Consider the following 14,967-nt stretch of genomic DNA (forward strand, 5'->3'; position numbering starts at 1 on the left):
GTCTGGTACGCTGAGTTTATAACGAAGAGCGTTTAAACCAGGTATGGAGGGATATTTATGTTTTGTTATCAATGTGAGCAGACGCCGAGCGGTGGCTGTAAAGTGATCGGGGTATGTGGTAAAAATGAAACGATTGCCAGCTTGCAGGATACGATGATCTTTGCGCTGAAAGGCATTGCAGCGTATGCCACACATGCACGCCAGCTGGGTTATTCCGATCCAGAGGTGGATCGAATCACACATGAGGCCTTGTATATGACCCTCACAAACTCCAATTTTAATCAGCAGGAGCATCTGGAGATGGCGATGAAGGTGGGCAATGCTGCCATTCGAATTATGGATGTACTGGATCGAGCGCATACCGAACGATTTGGTATTCCGCAGCCGATCACTGTCAGTCAGAACCGGATTGAAGGGCAGTGTATCGTGGTGACCGGTCATAATTTGTATGCGCTGGAGGAACTGCTGCGTCAGACGGAAGGCAAAGGCATCAACATCTACACTCATTCGGAAATGCTGCCAGCGCACGGTTACCCCGCATTGAAGAAATATGCTCATCTCAAAGGAAACATCGGTAAAGCCTGGTACGATCAGCGCAGACTGTTCGAGGAATTTCCGGGCGCCATTCTGGCAACAACCAACTGTGTGATGCCGATCAAAGGTACCTATGCGGACCGCTTTTTCTCCTATGAAGTAGCTGGCCTTGAAGGTGTAACCAAGATTACGGGAGAGGATTTCTCGCCTCTGATTGAGCGGGCATTGGCCTTGCCAGCGGCGAATGTGCAATCCGAGCAGGTGTTAACGACAGGATACCATCACGAGACGGTGATCGGACTTGCGCCAGAGATTATTCAAGCGGTCAAAGACGGACACATTCGCCGTTTCTTTGTCATTGCAGGCTGTGACGCACCGGGCAAGGGTGGCAATTATTATCGGGAGCTCGCAACATCGCTGCCAAACGATACCGTGATCCTCACCACGTCCTGCGGCAAATTCCGTTTCAATGATGTGGATTACGGTACGGTGGGCGATACTGGAATTCCACGGTACATTGATCTGGGGCAATGTAACAACTCGGGTTCAACGGTGAAAATTGCAATGGCCCTGGCTGATGCATTTGGCTGCACTGTGAATGAGCTGCCTGTCAGCATTGTGTTGTCCTGGTTTGAGCAAAAGGCGGTTGCCATCCTGCTTGGCCTGTTCAGTCTTGGCATTCAGGATATCCGAATCGGGCCCAAGCCGCCCGAGTTCATCTCACAAGGTGTTCTGGATGTGCTCGTCGATCTGTTCGGCTTGAAGCTGATTACGACAGCAGAAGAAGATATGAACGCTATGCTGGCTTTATCTTGAATTTGAATAGAAGCCAGGAACGAGAGCCTGCATCAGATGCAGGTTCTTTGCCTTTTTCAGAGGTGATTTTTGCGCGAAAATAAAGAAGAATCAGGATAATTAGTGTTTTAATCCTATTGAAGTTTTTTCATGGATATGTCTATATAAACTAGGGCGTGTCTGAAAACTCTGAAGGCGGCAGATTTTGCTGAATTTTCGTTCCAAGCCAGGAAGTTTTCCGCAGGCGTGCCGGGGCACGTCAAGGGAAAGTGACGCAGCAGGGGGCGAAAAGGCGGTAAAAGATGCACTTCAGTAGGTTTCAAGACACGCCCTAGGATGCATCATAAAACACGGTTTTACCGTAACGCAAGGAGCAGGTACATATGGAAGATAACAAGAAAGAAAAGAAGGAAGACGAGCAAAAGAGAGAACAGGAGCAAGCGCAAGAACAGCAGCAAGTAAAAGATCAGAAAGCAGGAAGGAAGTTTGAAGAAGGGAACGAGAAGAACGAAATGAACCAAGAGAAAGAGGTGCAAGCGGAGTTCCAGAACAATACACCTAAAGCGAATAGGGCTTCACGACTGCTGCATTTTGTTGCAGATGTTTTCAGGCCGTTAATGCCTGTTCTTCTGGGGGCGGCGGTGCTCAAATGTGTCCTTGGTTTGATTGTAGTTATCGACTCCTTTGGGGAGCAGGAAAGCTCTTTTATGAACAGTCAGACCTGGCTGATCTGGAACTCCATCGGTGACAGTGCTTTTTATCTGCTGCCTGTTCTGGTTGCTATAAGCACGGCACATCGTTTGCGCAGTAACCTGTATGTTGCAGGTGCTATTGGCGGAATGATGCTGTACCCGCAGATGGTGCAATTAATGGCGAGCGGTGAAGAGGTGCATTTTATGAAGGTGCCGCTTGTGTCACAGGCTCCTTTCTACTCGGCATCGCTGTGGGTTATTGCTGCAATTGCGATCGTGTCCTGGGTAGAAAGACATGTTGAACGCCTTAGCCCTGAATGGCTAAAAGGTATTTTTGCTCCGGCACTGGCTCTCGGTTTGATGGTGCCCGTTGTACTTATCGTGCTTGGTCCGCTTGGGGAGTGGAGTGGTGAACAGTTATCGGAAGGCATCAACTCGCTGCTCAGCGACTCACCTGTGCTTTTGTTAACGCTGCTGGGAGCACTAATACCTATTCTAATGTTCATGGGTATGCATTACTGGTTAATTCCGATTGCAATAAATGAATTGATGATGACGGGTTCCACCACTTTGCTTCCGGTCATGCTTGTTGCCTTCGTTGCTCAGGCGGGAGCCGCACTCGCAGCAGGTTTGCGCAGTGAGCAGACACAGTCCAGAAAAATGTCTTTTTGGGCAAGCGGAGCGGCATTGTTCGGCGTTACGGAGCCCGCAATGTATGCCGTTAATATGAGGAGCTGGGCAACATTTGGGGGAGCTATGCTTGGCGGTGCTTTCGGCGGATTGTATTTCGGCCTGTTGTCTGTCAAATCATTGGCTTTAAGTGGCACGGGCAGTCTGCTGGATCTTTCGTTCTACGTGGAAGAGGGAACGCTGAATATGCTGCAAACTTGTATAGGGATATTTATCGCTTATGCGATATCCGCAGTATTTGCGTATATGTTGATGAGAAGAAAGGTGCAGTAACAGGAGATGAAATGAAGCCCTGACTGTTCCGATCACGATATCGAGGCTGTTCCAAGAGGTCATATTATGATGACCTCGTAAGGAACAGCCTTTATTTTCGGTTAATTTTGATGATGAAGAATGAACACACAATGGAGAGCAGGCGACAGTTCACATCGCATTTTTATCGGTGATCCTGCTTTGCCTGAAATTTATATCCAAGACCGCGTACAGTCACAATATAACGATGAGAGTCAAGCGGATTTTCGATTTTACGTCTCAGATGATGCATATGCACCATGACTGTACGCACATCACTCCAGTTGTCGAGCCCCCATATTTGTTCAAACAGGTGATCAGTGCTGAAAACATGTCCGGGGCGTCCTGCCATCAGCAACAGAAGCTGCAGCTCTTTGGCAGGCAAGGATAACTCGTGCCCTCCCACGTAAACCTCATAACGATCAAAGTGGATATCGAGCCATCCATCTCGCCATACCTTTCCGTTCGAATCGCCAGAATGGGAAGGAGTTATTCGTGAAGACTTCATTCTCTTTTTGACCCGAGCTACCATTATATCTGGATCAAACGGCTTGGTAATATAGTCATCTGCGATTTCCAAGCCTTGAATAATATCTTCGGCCTCCTGCCGACTACTCAGGAAAATAACAGGCAGGTCTGTCTTTTCCCTGAGAAGATGAATCCATTCTGTTCCCAGCCCATCGGGAAGTACGATATCACACAGCACGAGATCAGGAGCATGCTCTTCGAACCGCTTGGCTGCATCCTTTAACGTATGCGCTACAGAAGTGCTGTAATGCTGATGATGTAAGTAAATCTGTACCAGTTCCGCAATATCTGTATCATCCTCCACGATGAGAATATGTCGTATGTCTTCACGGCTTGTCATGGGATGACAACCTTCCTTTCCACGCAGGTAATCGGCAGCAGAATTCACTGCCCGAGCCGGGCTTGCTGCTTACACCTATATCTCCCTGATGATAGTGCATAATTTCCTTGCAGATGGCGAGCCCGAGCCCTGAGCCTTTATGTTCATCCTGAACCGAGGGTGGACTGGCCTGTTCGAAACGTTCGAAGATTCGCTCCTGCCACTCGGGCAGGATGCCTATTCCTGTATCCTTGACACAGACGCATGCGACCCAGCCCGTTTCCGTCCCAGGCACTTCTGTTATACGCAGCTCCACTTGAATGATGCCCGCAGGCGAAGTAAAACGCAGTGCATTGGAAATCAGGTTGGATAACACCTGCTCCAGTCGAACCGGGTCCAAATGTACGATCCAGCCCTCATTCCCCTGTGATAGCATGTCTGATCCTTCAGGCAAATCCATCACGTACTGAATGCCGTGTGCCTGAACATCCGGTTCATATTTAAGGAACAGCTCTTGCATAAAAGGAATGATATAGACGTTCTGCATCCTGAATTGTACCTGATGCGTCTCCAGCTTGGTCAGGTCAATCAGATCATGGATCATCCGTTCAAGCATAACTGAACGGGTGTAGATTCGATTCACATATTTGGGAGCATCGGTTGTAATAATTCCATCTCTGAGTGCCTTGGCAAAGCCCTTGATCGAAGTAATGGGTGTACTCAACTCGTGAGAAATGTTGGATAGCAGCCGGGTACGGAACAGCTCGGAGTCAGACATTTTTTGATTGGCTTCCTGAAGCTCTGCATTTGTTCGTTGCAGTGACCGTGTTCGTTCCTCGACAATCTGCTCCAGGTGCAGATTCGATTCCTGAAGCTGTAATGATAGCTGCTCTGATCTATGTAATGCCCGCGAGAAACGAGATGAGAGATTGTACGCCTGGGTTAACAGGAACACTAGCAGTCCTACAGACAACATATCCTCCGTGGGCAGATGGACCGTGTAGAACAGCATATCATTCAGGGCAAAAGCCATAAAAAACAGGAAGCCAATCATGCTGGTCATGGCCCCTTTTCTGCGCTTCATCGCAGATCGGATATAGATGTACAGCGTGTACAGCAGAGCCGGGAACAAAACTCCCCATGTAAAAGGCGTTAACAGATATGTATACACATGTGCAGGCGTCACTAGAAAGAGCAGCATGCATCCTGGCAGAATAACCCCAGATAAGACGGAGACTTGGCGCACGCCTTCCGCCGGGTATTCCCGGTTAATAAACAAGATTAGTAATAGAGCCGTCATGGTAACAGATAAGTATTCTGCTTTGACCGCCCATTCCCAAGGAAGCCCGGGCAGCAGGTAAAGTGCAGTAGATTCACCAAGCACTACAGTGCGCACACCAACCGCCATACAGAGCAGACTGTACAGCAGGGCCGAGGTTTCTTTTCTACGATTCCAGAAGACAAATGCGTAATACAGTGCCATAACGCCGAAAATGCCAACAATACTGGATTGTGCAGAAACATGCAGAATACGGGTCCAGGAGATGTTATCGGCTGTACCCAGCTCTATGTGCTGCCATATGCCTGCATTGCGCTGAGAGAAGTTGGATACTTGAATAATCATTTCGTTCCAGTCCGTTCGTGGTTGAAAATAAACAACTTCAGGATAACTTTTCGGGGTTTCGGATATGCGATCCGTTCCCACACTGCCATTCCCGCCAACGAGCTGACCATTGATCCAGATGCGGTATGCGGAGGCAATGCTTTTGAGATACAGCGCGAGAGGGTGAGCTCTCTCGCTCAATTCCTGCGGGAGCAGGATGCGCAGCCGGTATGTTGCATAGCCTTCACTGGGCAGAAACTCACCGCTGCTGACCGAATAGTTTGTCCATGGTGCAGGCAGCTGTACGAAACTGGAGACAGGTGCATGAGCGGCTTGAAAATCTATGGGCTCCAGGAGCTGATGCCAGTAAAATTCCCACTCTCCATCCAGCGGGATATTTTCCGCTTGATCTGTGTACAGGTTGGACCAATCCAGCATGCCCTGTGTGGCGGCAGGAGGAGGCTTGGGAACCTGGGCTGAAATACCATCATTTTTGCTCCATTGTCCCAGTAGGACTATGGCAGCAAACAGGAGCAGCAGCAGGCCAGCCAGCATAAAGGGATGTTTGTAGATAGGACCATATGCCGATTTGCTTTGTTTCATCAGGGGTGACCTCCGGCCAAGGGGAAATTTGTATATTTATTATAGATGCATTGTCCCGCTTGTCGAAAGAAAAATTTCCTGAATTTTGATGAACTTAAACAAAACTTAAACTTCTCTAAGTACAATAGTCCACATAATACATAGGCATTAAGACCCGGCAATCAGGAAGGAAAATGGTTTATGAAGTATTACTTTTCGGACTGCATAACTTTTATGTACCAGCATCGATATATGGACTTTCTGCTGGCTCATTATAGTGAGCTCAATTTACCTTATTCTTTTTCGACAACGCTAAGCTACATCTCCAGTCCGCTATTTATGACCGGTAGTGCAATATTGTGTTTTGATGAAGAAGATGAGACAGCAGGTGCATTTGGATTTATTCATGGTACGGGAGAGCAGAATTATGAGGATCAGCATGTCGTACAACTGCAAGTCGCTTTTATTGTAAACAAACATCGCGGCAGCCAAATTTTTATTGAGGGGCTACGGTTTCTGGTACAGCATCTGGATGATCATGTGCATGAGGTTGTGCCTGTACAGGAAATTCGATTTTGGGCTCCTCATGATGGGAGCATGCATCGGCTGTTCTCCAAATTTGCAGAACAAGTATCCAGTAAAACACTTGGAGCAGGCACGTTAAGTGCTTATGCTGTAAAGCTTGCTGAGCTTCGGGCGTATCTTGCTTCGTTTGAACGTGAAGTTTGTGTGTAGAAGGGTAAGGAAAGGATGAGGTCATCTTGATTTTGCAGTTAAAGGGCCATCATTCCTTAAAAGATGAGGATTATGCCCGATTTGCCCGATTTTATTTGGCAAACAGTGATGAATTCGATGAGCAGTATATGCTTCATGACGCCTTATTTCATTTAATTGATACGATTCAGCAAACTCATTTGCTCTTGTTTGATGATGATCAGGGCCAGCTCAGCGCGTTCATCCAGTATCGTTACATGGAGAATGTGCACACGGCTTTTATTGATTCGGCCGTACTGGTTAAAAAGTACCGAAGCAGCAGAGTGTTTTTTGCAGGCCTTCGAGATGTCGTCTTATGGATTTGTGAGGAGAACAGGGATGTTCAGACCATACAGTTTCACGCTGCCGCAAACAACCGTTATATCAATCGGCTGTACAGCAAATTTGCTGTACGGACTGATGTTCAGGTACGTAATGGTAGAACGGAGCATGTATATACGGCAAATTTAGAGCCTTTACTGGTTTATCTGAAGATTCAAACGACGTCCCGATCTGTCTGAATGACCAATGAACCTGAAAGGAGGTGAAAACTACGTGATTCCAATTCCGAATTCTTACAACAGACCTGAAAAAGGTGGGCGCATTTTCAAGTTTGAAAATGTATTGAAGCTGAATGAACAGCTCCGTGCAAGCACAACCCCTGCAAAATAATCCCCGTTTGGCAATCCTTCCATATTCCTGCTGAGGAACAAGAAAGAACCGAAGAAGCAAGCTGATCACAGATGTGATAGGCAGGCTTCTTTTTCTATGTGATAGGCAGGTTTCTTTTTCTATATGATAAGCAGGTTTTTTTTCTATATATGAATAAGAACCAAAAATATGAAAAAATGGTGAACGATGCTGGACATATCCCTTTTAAAGGTAATTTATTTATATAATTAGAGGAAAGAAGAAGGGAGTTGCCTGATGAAAAAGCCATTATGGATGATTGCAAGTGCTGCCGTTTTGATTCTGCTTGGAACGTTTCTGATTGCAAACACAGCAGGCAGAGATAAGGCTGAGCAGGCCGAAGGGACGGATATTCGAAAGCTGGTAGAGGATATCAGTACAGGTCGGGAGAAACCGCAGTCTGCTTCGATTAGTGCTACAACGTTGACCGTGACAGATGCAGGGAATAAGGAAACGACTTACACCCTGCCGGAAAATGAATTTTTTCTGTCCATTGCTCCTTACGTGCAGCAGACCCATCCCTGTGAAATTCATAGTTTAACGGGCTGTCAGGGCGAGATGGTAAATGAGGAGTTCACGGTGACGCTTCATGATTCTGAAGGAAACACATTCATGAAAGATGAAGTATTAAAGTCTGGAGCGAACGGATTCATGGATTTATGGGTGCCGAGGGACCGTACCTATCTGATCCGTATCGTTCAGGATGGCAAGGTGGCCGAGAAGCAGCTGTCTACATACCCAGATGACCAAACCTGCATCACTACAATGCAGTTAATGTGAGGTATCTGGTTTATTTTAAGCTGGTACTTTCAAATAAGAGAGGTTCAATGGATACGGGGAGAGGATGGACTGCAAGCCATGCCTTTCCTTTTTTTGCTTAAGTGAAGCAGTAGAAAGATATAGGCAAGAGCATTGACAAAATAGAACTCATTAGTGATAATGATAATTGTTATCATATAAATACATACAAACAGGGGAGACAAGAGATATGAGAAAAGGGTTACACGCACTATTGATTATGATGGCATTTGTTCTGGTGCTGGCAGGTTGCGGTAAGGCAGCTACCACATCAGAACCGAGTAAAGACGCTGTTTCCGGCGGTGCGCCTGCTGAAGAGACTGCTGGTCCGATTACGGTGCAGCATAAGCGTGGAGAGTTTACGCTGGACAAGCCGGCTAAGCGTGTTGTCACTCTTGAATGGACGTATACAGAGGATGTCGTTGCCTTGGGGGTTCAGCCTGTCGGCAATGCTGATAATGCAAACTACAAAGTGTATGTAACAAATGAAGCTGCTCTGGATGACAGCGTAACAGATATCGGAACCCGCAGTGAACCGAATATGGAGGCTATTGCCGCACTCAAGCCGGATCTGATTATTGCTAATGCGGACAACAATACGAATGTGTATGATCAGCTGAACGCCATTGCACCAACGCTGGAATTTGATCCATACGATGGTGAAGGTTATAACTATGATAAGATGACGACTATTTTTAATACCATTGCAGCTGTTCTGGGCAAAGAAGATAAAGCGAAGGAAGTTTTGAGCGGTCTGGATCAGCACTATGCAGAGGCCAAAGAAAAGCTGGCTGCAGCCGGTAAAGAAAATTTCCATTATGCTTTGACACAGGCATTCACATATCAAAACGCGGCTTCCTTGCGTATGTTCTCGGATAACTCGGTCGTAGCAGGTACCCTGAACAAGATTGGCATGGTCAATGATTGGCAGCCGGACAAGCTTGAAAATTACGGTTTCTCTACTGTAGGCATCGAATCCTTATCCGCTGTACAGGACAGTAATTTTATCTATATTACACAACCGGATGATGACGTGTTTGGAACGGCGATGAAAAATAATTCGGTATGGAACGGTTTGAACTTTGTGAAGGAAAAACGTACGTACCAGCTGGGCAGTACAACATGGACCTTTGGCGGACCGATTTCGTCCAAAGTGCTGGTTGACGGTGTAGTTGAGGCGATTACCAAATGAGCTCGCTTCAAGGAGCCAAGCCAGCCGTGAACTGGCGTATGTTAAGCATCTATGGGGGCGGTCTGACCGCCCTTATCGTGCTTTTTTTTGTAAGCTTATGTTATGGTGAGGCCGCCATTTCTTTGCATGACGTCTGGGGTGCGCTTACGAACAGACAAGGGACGCTTGAGCATAATATGGTTTGGGATTTGCGTATGCCGCGTACCGTTATTGGCATCCTTGCCGGTGGAGCACTTGCTGTTGCGGGAGCATTGCTACAAACGATTACGCGCAACCCGCTGGCTGCTTCAGACACGCTTGGCATCAATGCCGGGGCTTACTTTGTCGTTGTGCTCGGCGCTATTCTTTTTCCGAGTGTACTCAGTCAGTCGCCATTTCTTTTTGCTGCCATGGGTGGCCTGCTTGCTGCGTTTGCCGCTTATTTTATGGGTGGTGGACGGACATCCACTCCGGTAAGGCTGGCATTGTCCGGTATGATTGTGTCGATGATCCTTGGTTCATTTACGAGCGCATTACATATTTTTTTCTCCATGGAGACGCAGGGATTATTTCTGTGGGGTTCAGGGACACTTGTTCAAAATGACTGGACGGGTGTGAAATATGCCTGGCCGTGGGTTATTGGAGTTACGCTGATCGCGCTGCTTTTGTCCAAGCAATGGGATATGCTGGAGCTGGATGAATCTACTGCTTCCTCTCTCGGCCAGAGAGTTGGACTTGCCCGGACAGGTGGACTCATCATTGCCGTTATTCTGGCTGCTGTGATTGTCAGTGTCATTGGCCCCATCGGCTTCGTCGGTCTGGTAGCTCCACATTTGGTCCGTCTGAGTGGTGTGCGCTCCAATCGATTGTTGATCCCTGGTGTATTCATCTGGGGGGCAGCGCTGCTGGTTGGAGCGGATGTGCTTGCCAAAATGGTACACAACTCCAGCATGGAGCTGCCAACAGGCGCTGTTATGGCAATCATTGGTGCGCCTTGGCTGATTTGGCTGGTGCTTACCCGCATGAAAGCCGGGAATGGCGGCGGCATGACAACATCTATGAGCACTGGCGGGCGTGTGCGCCGCTTCGCCTTCATGCCGCTGGCTATTCTTTTCACAGCGATTACGATTCTGCTGCTGTTGCTTAGTACCATGTTTGGTGGAATGCGTATTCCTCTGGCTGAGCTGTTGCCGAGCCTGTTCCAGTCAGATGGCATGTTCTCTGCACTTGTGCAGCTTCGCATCCCGCGTACGCTGGTGGCTGCCGGGGCGGGCGCTGCTCTCGCCATCAGCGGTGTACTGATTCAGATGGCAGTACGTAATCCGCTGGCCGATGCTTCCATCGTCGGGGTATCTTCAGGCGCAGGGCTGGGAGCAATGATGGTGTTCATACTCTGGCCTGGTCTGCCGATGTATGTGCTGCCTGCTGCAGCTATTGCGGGTGCAGCCATTGCAGCAGCAGTTGTATTTTCGCTCTCATGGAAAAAAGGCTTGAATCCATCCGCTGTTGTACTGCTGGGGATTGCCATGTCAGCTATAGCCGGCGCGGGCATTCAGATTCTGATTGTACGCGGAGCCGTCTACGGCAGCAGTGGTTACATCTGGCTCACAGGCAGTACGTATGCCCGTACATGGGAACAGGTCAAGGTCATTGGCATATTCCTGCTGATTCTGATTCCGATCGCCTGGTGGCTTGCCCGCAGATTCGAACTACTGGTGTTTGATGACAACAGCGCTTCCGGGCTTGGCATGAACGTCCGGCGTACTCGTCTGCTCGCGATGGCAACAGGTGTTTTGCTTGCGGCTGGCGCCGTCGCTTGTGTAGGTACGGTCGGATTTATCGGTCTTATCGCACCACATATGGTTCGGCTGTTAACAGGACACAAGCTGAGACAGTCCATGTTCCTGTCGGCACTGGCCGGGGCAGTTCTGCTGGTGCTCGCCGATACGATTGGCAGAACGGTAATGGCTCCAACCGAAATACCGTCAGGTATTCTGATTGCAATCATTGGCACACCGTACTTCCTGTACCTGATGTACCGTTCGAACTGGCGCAAAGCGATAAAATAAAAAAAGCACCAAACCCTTTCATACGGGTTTGGTGCTTTTAACTTTTTGCACATCTTGCATACAGCTTACCAGTTGAACCTAATCAGCCATCAGGATACCACTGTCTCTTACAGCGTCAAGGGCTTGCTGCAGCTGCTCGATATCCTGAACGAGAGCCAGTCTGACATAGCCTTCACCTGATGGGCCAAAGGCACTGCCTGGCGTAACAATGACACCTGCTTTGGTAACAAGCTCCGTCGCGAATTGCTCCGAAGTATCGTAATGCGCAGGAATGCGGGTCCAGATAAACATGGTGGCTTCCGGTTTGTCAATAAGCCAGCCTAATTTCGCAAAGCCTTCACATAGCATGTCACGCCGTTTCTCGTAGATGGCTCTAACCCGTCCTACATCCGTTTGGTCACCTGTAATAGCAGCAATTGCCGCCCGCTGAATTGGAATAAACATACCGTAATCCATATTGGATTTCAGTTTTTTCAGCATAGAGACAACGTTAGCGTTGCCTAGACAAAAACCGATTCGTGCACCAGCCAGTCCATAGGTTTTGGACAAGGAGTTGAACTCGATCCCCACATCCATGGCACCCGGGTAAGCCAGGAAGCTGCCACATGTTTTGCCGTCAAATACAAGCTCGCTGTACGCATTATCGTGCAGCACGATAATGCTGTATTTCTTGGCAAAGGCAATCAACTCTTCATAAAAGGAGTCTGGGGCCATCGCTGTAGTCGGGTTGTTCGGATACGATACCAGCATGAATTTGGCTCGCTCTGCGACAGCTTCGGGGATTTCATGCAGCTGAATAACGTAGTTGTATTCTTCTTTTTGCGGCATGTAGTAGAGCTCTGCCCCCGCCAGAAGAGGACCATCTGCGAACACCGGATAACAGGGATCCGGAACGAGTACAAGATCACCTTCATCCACGATCGAGAGGGAGATATGTGCAAGCCCCTCCTGGGAGCCGAGCAGTGAGCAAATTTCTGTCTGCGGGTCCAGTTCAATGTTATACCGCTCTTTATACCAGTCACTTGCGGCCTGCAGCAGCTCACTTTGGTCGTTGACTGCGTAAATATAATTAGCCGGATCAGCCGCTGCCTCACAGAGTGCATTCATAATATGCGGAGCCGGTGGAATGTTGGGTGTCCCGACGCTAAGATCAATGACGGGCTGTCCCTGTTCCAGCCGGCGACGCTTGATGTCCAGCAGCTTGGTGAAGATGCCTTCACTAAAGTGATTCATTCGTTTTGCAAATTTCATGTTGATTCCATCAGCCTCCAATGCTCTTCGTACGCATATTTATTAATAATAAATGCATAACGCACAAAAGAGAAGAGCAGAGAAGAGCAGAGAAGGCAGAGAGATAATCAGCTTATTTTACCTTGAAGTGACTTAATTCGTCCTGAAGCTTGGCAGACAGCTGATTCAACTCATTGGACAGATCAGCCACCTGTTGAATGCTATCGAGCTGCTCCTGTGTACTTGCACTTACCTCTTCGGTTGAAGCAGAGTTCTCTTCGGTGGTCGAGGAGATAACCTCCAGCGCCTGAAATATTTCGTCCTTGTGCTGATGCACACTGGCTGTACTGTTTGTAATCTGTTGCATGCGGAGCTGCAGCTCCTTCAGGTCCTTGTTAATGGTGTAGAACACCTGCTTGGTATTCTCCACGGACCTCGCGTTCTCTTCAGCAATGTTCAGGCCACGCACGGTATGTTCAACCGATAGAGAGGTTTTCTCCTCGATCACATTGACCTTTTTGTTAATTTCCTCTGTAGCCAGTGCAGTCTGTTCAGCCAGCTTGCGAACCTCTTCTGCCACAACAGCGAATCCTCTGCCATGCTCTCCAGCACGTGCAGCCTCAATGGAGGCATTAAGGGCAAGCAGATTGGTTTGTGAGGCAATTTGTTTCACCGTATCGACAAAGCTGGATATTTCATTCCGGCTCTGATCGATCTCCTGAATAATAGAGGATACAGCCTGAGTTGAGGTATGGTTCTCATCGGACCATCTGGATAATTGTTCTACGACGGCCAGGCCATGACCGCTTTGATCGGCAGAGGTCTGTACCATAGCTCCCATAGCCTGTGCATCGGCGGCAATCTCATCAATCTGGTTTGACAATGAGCCTGTTTTGCGTAAAATATTTTCGGTTTCAATGGATTGATAGTTGGTTGCATTGGCAATCTCGTTAATCGCGGTGGATGTATCATTCATCGTCACTGCGGTTCTTGAAGATATGGATTGCAGGTCATTGGAGGATTGATTGAGAACTTGTGCTGAATTGCCCACAATCTGCAGCATACCCTGAATTTTATGCACCATGGAGTTCAGTCCCTCGGCAATCTGTCCAATCTCGTTCTTGGACTTGATATCGAGTTTGACTGTGAGATCTCCTTGCTCGATCTGTTTGATCTTGCCCAGCAGCTGCGGAATCGTGCGCAACTGACCGCGAAGGGTAATATTACTAATAATTACAAGCAACAAGGTGGCTACAATGAATCCCGCCAGAGTCAAGGTGGTAAACTGGCTGAGCTCCTCCAAAACCTCTTTCTCGGAGATGGTCAAGCCTACCGACCATCCGGTATCTTTGCTGGTTGCATAGCCGATGTAACGCTTTTCCCCATTGTCATTTATCAAGGTGATGCCTGATTCTCCAGCGATCATTTTTTTACCGACTTCAGCCATATCGCCTTGACTCTTCAGGATGTTTTCTTTCAGCACCTTGCTCTCATCCGGATGGTACAGAATTTCTCCGCTCTTGGAGAGCAAAATGGAATAACCTGTGCTGCCCAAAGAATAACTTTTCATAATGTTCGGAATATCTTTAAATGCAATATCGGCTGCTGCAAAACCGATCATATTGTTGTTCTCATCCTTGATTGGATAGAAAATGCCCATAAGCACACTGCCTGCGGCAATATCTATATACGGGTCAGAATAGTAGAGTCCATCGGCTTCTTTCAGCGGCTGATAGTATGGACGCGCCTGAATATCAAAATCAGGTGCAGAGACTACGCCGTCATTTTGAATCCAGAAGCCTTTTCCACCCAGCCCGGCAACCCATGCATCTGCAAACGAAGGCTCAGCCTCCACGATAGCGGCAAGTGTTTCCTTTGTTTCCTCAGCATAAGTGGACGTGGATGCTTCTGCCGCTGAATTGGTTGTTTCTATGTATTGCCTGAATAATTTGTTCGTTGACATTTGTTTGACCAGTGCGCCTTTTTCTTTAAACAGTGCATCAAATTCACTGACAATGGCTTGTGTTTTGGTCTGGAGCATGGATTCCTGCTGATGAACCATGATGTCTTTTGTACTCGTGAACACAAATGTTCCAAGTACAGCGAACACAACGACAATGATCACCAATAATACAATGGACAGCGTATTCGCCATACTGGCTTTGCGTGTCCCCGCTTTTCCCCGTTTTTTTAAAATGTTTAACATATTCCATCTCCCCAGA

The 14,967-nt window shown here is 47.9% G+C and carries 11 protein-coding genes; 7 read left to right on the forward strand and 4 right to left on the reverse strand.

The genetic code is table 11. The features are described 5' to 3' along the window. Window positions 1-57 precede the first annotated feature (57 nt). Window positions 58-1,350, forward strand: a complete 1,293-nt coding sequence (hcp, locus tag HNR77_RS06815; protein ID WP_111272013.1) for a hydroxylamine reductase — start codon at window positions 58-60, stop codon at window positions 1,348-1,350. Between the two features lie 362 nt (window positions 1,351-1,712). Next, window positions 1,713-2,984, forward strand: a complete 1,272-nt coding sequence (locus HNR77_RS06820; protein ID WP_184182010.1) for a PTS sugar transporter subunit IIC — start codon at window positions 1,713-1,715, stop codon at window positions 2,982-2,984. A gap of 163 nt (window positions 2,985-3,147) precedes the next feature. Here the strand turns inward: HNR77_RS06820 and HNR77_RS06825 are convergent, their stop codons facing one another. Continuing rightward, the gene (locus HNR77_RS06825; protein ID WP_184182012.1) at window positions 3,148-3,870 is read right to left on the reverse strand and encodes a response regulator transcription factor; all 723 of its coding nucleotides are present in this window, start codon (window positions 3,868-3,870) and stop codon (window positions 3,148-3,150) included. Next, entirely contained in the window at window positions 3,857-6,055 is a 2,199-nt protein-coding gene (locus HNR77_RS06830) for a sensor histidine kinase (RefSeq protein WP_260410372.1), read from the reverse strand. Before HNR77_RS06830 ends, HNR77_RS06825 begins: the two co-directional genes overlap by 14 nt. A gap of 213 nt (window positions 6,056-6,268) precedes the next feature. Here HNR77_RS06830 and HNR77_RS06835 point away from each other — a divergent pair, with 213 nt between their 5' ends. The 5 genes from HNR77_RS06835 (at window position 6,269) to HNR77_RS06855 (ending at window position 11,515) form a co-directional block, all read left to right on the forward strand. Then, on the forward strand, window positions 6,269-6,769 hold the full coding sequence (locus HNR77_RS06835; protein WP_221443732.1) for a hypothetical protein: 501 nt from the start codon (window positions 6,269-6,271) through the stop codon (window positions 6,767-6,769). 26 nt (window positions 6,770-6,795) lie between these two features. Then, the gene (locus HNR77_RS06840) at window positions 6,796-7,308 is read left to right on the forward strand and encodes a hypothetical protein (protein WP_184182016.1); all 513 of its coding nucleotides are present in this window, start codon (window positions 6,796-6,798) and stop codon (window positions 7,306-7,308) included. A 406-nt stretch (window positions 7,309-7,714) separates the two neighbouring features. Then, window positions 7,715-8,257, forward strand: a complete 543-nt coding sequence (locus tag HNR77_RS06845) for a CueP family metal-binding protein (RefSeq protein ID WP_184182018.1) — start codon at window positions 7,715-7,717, stop codon at window positions 8,255-8,257. 208 nt (window positions 8,258-8,465) lie between these two features. Beyond that, window positions 8,466-9,467, forward strand: coding sequence for an ABC transporter substrate-binding protein (locus HNR77_RS06850; RefSeq protein ID WP_184182020.1), 1,002 nt, complete (start codon window positions 8,466-8,468; stop codon window positions 9,465-9,467). Continuing rightward, the gene (locus HNR77_RS06855) at window positions 9,464-11,515 is read left to right on the forward strand and encodes an iron ABC transporter permease (RefSeq protein WP_184182022.1); all 2,052 of its coding nucleotides are present in this window, start codon (window positions 9,464-9,466) and stop codon (window positions 11,513-11,515) included. Before HNR77_RS06850 ends, HNR77_RS06855 begins: the two co-directional genes overlap by 4 nt. Before the next feature lie 78 nt (window positions 11,516-11,593). Here HNR77_RS06855 and HNR77_RS06860 read toward each other — a convergent pair whose 3' ends face one another. Continuing rightward, complete coding sequence (locus HNR77_RS06860; protein ID WP_184182024.1) at window positions 11,594-12,766, reverse strand: aminotransferase class I/II-fold pyridoxal phosphate-dependent enzyme; 1,173 nt, start codon at window positions 12,764-12,766, stop codon at window positions 11,594-11,596. Between the two features lie 112 nt (window positions 12,767-12,878). Next, window positions 12,879-14,951, reverse strand: coding sequence for a methyl-accepting chemotaxis protein (locus HNR77_RS06865; RefSeq protein WP_184182026.1), 2,073 nt, complete (start codon window positions 14,949-14,951; stop codon window positions 12,879-12,881). Window positions 14,952-14,967: the final 16 nt, after the last annotated feature.

The sequence above is a fragment of the Paenibacillus sp. JGP012 genome, from assembly GCF_014203995.1.
Classification (GTDB): domain Bacteria; phylum Bacillota; class Bacilli; order Paenibacillales; family Paenibacillaceae; genus Paenibacillus; species Paenibacillus silvae.

Excerpts from the sequence above, each read along its gene's own strand:
- hcp (WP_111272013.1), top strand. The coding sequence starts at position 58 with ATGTTTTGTTATCAATGTGAGCAGACGCCGAGCGGTGGCTGTAAAGTG.
- HNR77_RS06820 (WP_184182010.1), top strand. The coding sequence starts at position 1,713 with ATGGAAGATAACAAGAAAGAAAAGAAGGAAGACGAGCAAAAGAGAGAA.
- HNR77_RS06825 (WP_184182012.1), bottom strand. The coding sequence starts at position 3,870 with ATGACAAGCCGTGAAGACATACGACATATTCTCATCGTGGAGGATGAT.
- HNR77_RS06830 (WP_260410372.1), bottom strand. The coding sequence starts at position 6,055 with ATGAAACAAAGCAAATCGGCATATGGTCCTATCTACAAACATCCCTTT.
- HNR77_RS06835 (WP_221443732.1), top strand. The coding sequence starts at position 6,269 with ATGTACCAGCATCGATATATGGACTTTCTGCTGGCTCATTATAGTGAG.
- HNR77_RS06845 (WP_184182018.1), top strand. The coding sequence starts at position 7,715 with ATGAAAAAGCCATTATGGATGATTGCAAGTGCTGCCGTTTTGATTCTG.
- HNR77_RS06850 (WP_184182020.1), top strand. The coding sequence starts at position 8,466 with ATGAGAAAAGGGTTACACGCACTATTGATTATGATGGCATTTGTTCTG.
- HNR77_RS06855 (WP_184182022.1), top strand. The coding sequence starts at position 9,464 with ATGAGCTCGCTTCAAGGAGCCAAGCCAGCCGTGAACTGGCGTATGTTA.
- HNR77_RS06860 (WP_184182024.1), bottom strand. The coding sequence starts at position 12,766 with ATGAAATTTGCAAAACGAATGAATCACTTTAGTGAAGGCATCTTCACC.
- HNR77_RS06865 (WP_184182026.1), bottom strand. The coding sequence starts at position 14,951 with ATGTTAAACATTTTAAAAAAACGGGGAAAAGCGGGGACACGCAAAGCC.